This window comes from Oceanibaculum indicum P24, assembly GCF_000299935.1.
In the GTDB taxonomy this organism is placed as follows: Bacteria; Pseudomonadota; Alphaproteobacteria; order Oceanibaculales; family Oceanibaculaceae; genus Oceanibaculum; species Oceanibaculum indicum.
Genome location: NZ_AMRL01000056.1, coordinates 1 through 3,107, shown reverse-complemented (window position 1 = coordinate 3,107; position 3,107 = coordinate 1). Strand labels below are relative to the sequence as shown.

Sequence of the window (3,107 nt, the reverse complement as noted above, 5' to 3'; positions counted from 1 at the left end):
CAACCGGACGGTAAAATCCTCATCGGCGGGCGTTTCACCAGCTATGACGGCACGACGCGGAACCGCATCGCGCGTCTAAACACGGACGGCAGCCTCGATACCTCTTTCAACCCCGGTAGCGGGGCAGATGACAACATCTATGCCTTGGTCTTGCAACCAGACGGCAAGATTATGATCGGCGGCAATTTCACCAGCTACGACGGCACAGCGCGGAACCGCATCGCCCGTCTCAACGCTAACGGCAGCCTCGACACCTCTTTCGATCCCGGCAGCGGGGCGAACAGCACCGTACAAACCATAATGCTGCAACCGGACGGTAAAATCCTCTTCGGCGGCAGCTTCAGCAGATACGACGAAATGGCCCGAATGCGTTTCGCACGTCTCAACGCCAACGGTAGCCTCGATACGTCCTTCGACCCCGGAAACGGGGCGAACAACACCGTCTACTCCATTGCCGTGCAACCGGACGGTAAAATCCTGATCGGCGGCGCTTTCACCAGCTACGACGACAAAACCCGGAACCGCATCGCCCGCATCAATCCGTAATGCACCGGAAACCGATTGCGCGACGATGGTTCGGCCCAGTGTCGACGTGAGGCCTGCTGCCCCCGCATGAACCGATCCATCTGAACCGTTCTGCTCCTCCTCGACATGGGCGTTTCTGCGTGACGCAAGATGTGCGTGGTAAGACCACGCCATCTTCTCGGGCCGCTGACGCGTCCCTCGGCAAGTGGGCGTGCCGCCCCCTGTGCAACCCCCTGCCTGTGGCCTCTCGCGAGGCCATCGAAACGTGCCCGGCGTTTCATCTCGGCAAACGGTTTACGCCGTTTGATCGCGCTTCCTGATTGGCGCGGTCGAAGCGTCGAGCCCACGACCGTGCCAGCAAACCGTATCGCAGCTTCATGGCTCTCAGAATCTGCAACTAGTAGATTTCGCAATTGCCGAAGTCAGTCACGCACTCGTCAACCACGAGGCTCTTGCCGCACCTCCGCGACCAACATAGTCCAGCCCGTATGCCATTAAGTCAGCTAGGTGCTCGTTAACGGCTGCAAGGGAGATACCCGGTTGAACACCGTATATCTCGAAATGCAATCTGGTAGCGGGCGCCCCATCGATCAAATTTTTTAGCGTTGGAAGATCACCCAGCACGAACCGCGAAGGATGCTTGTTCTTACCCGCATCGATGCGGTGTTCGGCATGTCCAGAGAGTACCGACGCATCACAGTAGGCCACAGACTTCAGCATCTGACCTGCCACCTCATAGACATCATCGACGCGGCCGCCAGATGGCGCGCCTCCAGCCCCTTTGCAGTGATAAAGTTGCACCCTAACATCCCCGTTATCATCTTGTATTATTGCGATAAAATCGGCGGCTTCACCGCTACGGTGGTCATACAAGACTACTTGAACGTTGGGGATCGCGAGAATATAGCGCTCCAATGACTGATGTACTGTCAAGCGCCCGTTTGCTCTTGCAACGTCGAATTCGACCTGAATGGCGCAGTTCTGCCAGTCAATAGATGTCGCGTCATCTTCACGCAGTTGGACAATTGTATTAACCGCTGGACTAATCAAATTTACACCCTGAAACGATGATTTATCAGAGGAATAAAATACAGGTGGGTGTAGAGAAAGCCAAGACGCGATATCAGACCAATCGTCATGCGCCACCATTACTTCGATTGTGCCGCCGTTCACTTGCGTAAAAAGCGCGCCGCCGCGGATATTAAAACGTATTTCGACGCCTATGGCGTCAGCCTGCACGTTGAAGGTCATTCCCTTCATGTCAGTATCGACAACAAACGTATTGAGCTCGAAGTCGGTTAAACGCCCGAACTCCCACGGATCACTCGCCGCAGCGCGATATCGTACTTTCGGGCTAAGTCGATAGGCTTGCTTGTGCCAGCCTGCTGCGATAATGAGCGCGGGTAGTTGTTTAAGGGTACGTGCGTGTTGAATTATATCAAGCTGAGATGGCGCAATGGCTCCATCACCGTTTAATCGCTTGTTTAGTTCGGTAATCCAATCGATGTACTCGGCAACCGTTAGCCGTTGATTGCTCCATATCCGCGAACTACTGCTGGCTCCGATAGTTTCGCGATCATCGCCTTGTCCCAGTCCGCTCCCAAAAAAATGGCCCTGCGAGTATGCGCGCGCATCACCAGCAGTGATCGCTCGATCTGCCGATGGCCCCGTCATAGTCCGATAAGATTCGGCTTGAGAATTAATGGCGGTGTTCTTCAGGCCCAAATTGTAAAATTTGAGCGCAGTTAAACCGCGCAAGGCTTGCCGAGTTCTTTCAAAGCTAATAGGCCGATGATTGTCTTTACACACGGTATCGATCAGATCGAGATAAATCTTCGGCGTCCTACGCGTCGATCCGATAAAACACAATTGTGACGCGTGATTGTATGCCAGCAAAAAAGCATCGTGTCGGATATTGACTAAGACGTCTGACGTTGCCCAATTAGGGGGAGACGTGTCAACGGTCAGCAACAGCGTGATCGCTCCATCGTCGGTCATCCATTGTTTGGCGATTCTCAAACCTCGCCCTATCGTTTCTTTATACAAGGAAAAATCTGGTGCAGCATGGCATTCAAATATTTGCGCATGCGCATAAAGTTCTAACAGCAACGGTGTAACAGAGTCATAATCTGAATCAGCTTGTCGGCGCGTCTTGAATATATCAAGAATTTCACGGTCCGCCTCAGCTTCCGCAATTTGTTCACGAGCAACATCATCGATCATTTCAGAAATGTCGATGCCTTCTTTAAACAGTGAGATCGATGCGGATTTTAGTCGGCTGGTTGCGGCGACCAATGTGGCAGTGCCAGTTGCTACATCATTCGTTCTTGCAAATCGGCCTATGAATTGCAGCGTCGGAACGAGTGATCGGTGTGGAGCGTGTAGCGCAGCAATCTTGAATTTCGGAAAATCATAACCCTCACCAAACATGTCAACACAAATGATACCGTCAAGGGTTCCTGCAATCAGATCGGCTTCTATTTGATCTTGAGTGCGTTTTGAAATGTGGCTGGCAATGGCTTTAACAGTAACACCTTCTTTTTCGTACACAGAAACCAAGTCGTAAGCGGTGTTCTGGCCCC

At 52.7% G+C, this 3,107-nt stretch carries 2 protein-coding genes; one reads left to right on the top strand and one right to left on the bottom strand.

Translation table 11 applies throughout. The features are described from left to right. Window positions 1–546: delta-60 repeat domain-containing protein (locus P24_RS18885; RefSeq protein WP_008946350.1), on the top strand; the 546-nt coding region annotated here is incomplete at its 5' end. 405 nt (window positions 547–951) lie between these two features. On the opposite strand, the gene P24_RS19950 is transcribed toward P24_RS18885, so the two are convergent. Next, on the bottom strand, window positions 952–3,107 hold a 2,156-nt coding region (locus P24_RS19950), incomplete at its 5' end, for a helicase-related protein (RefSeq protein WP_008946349.1).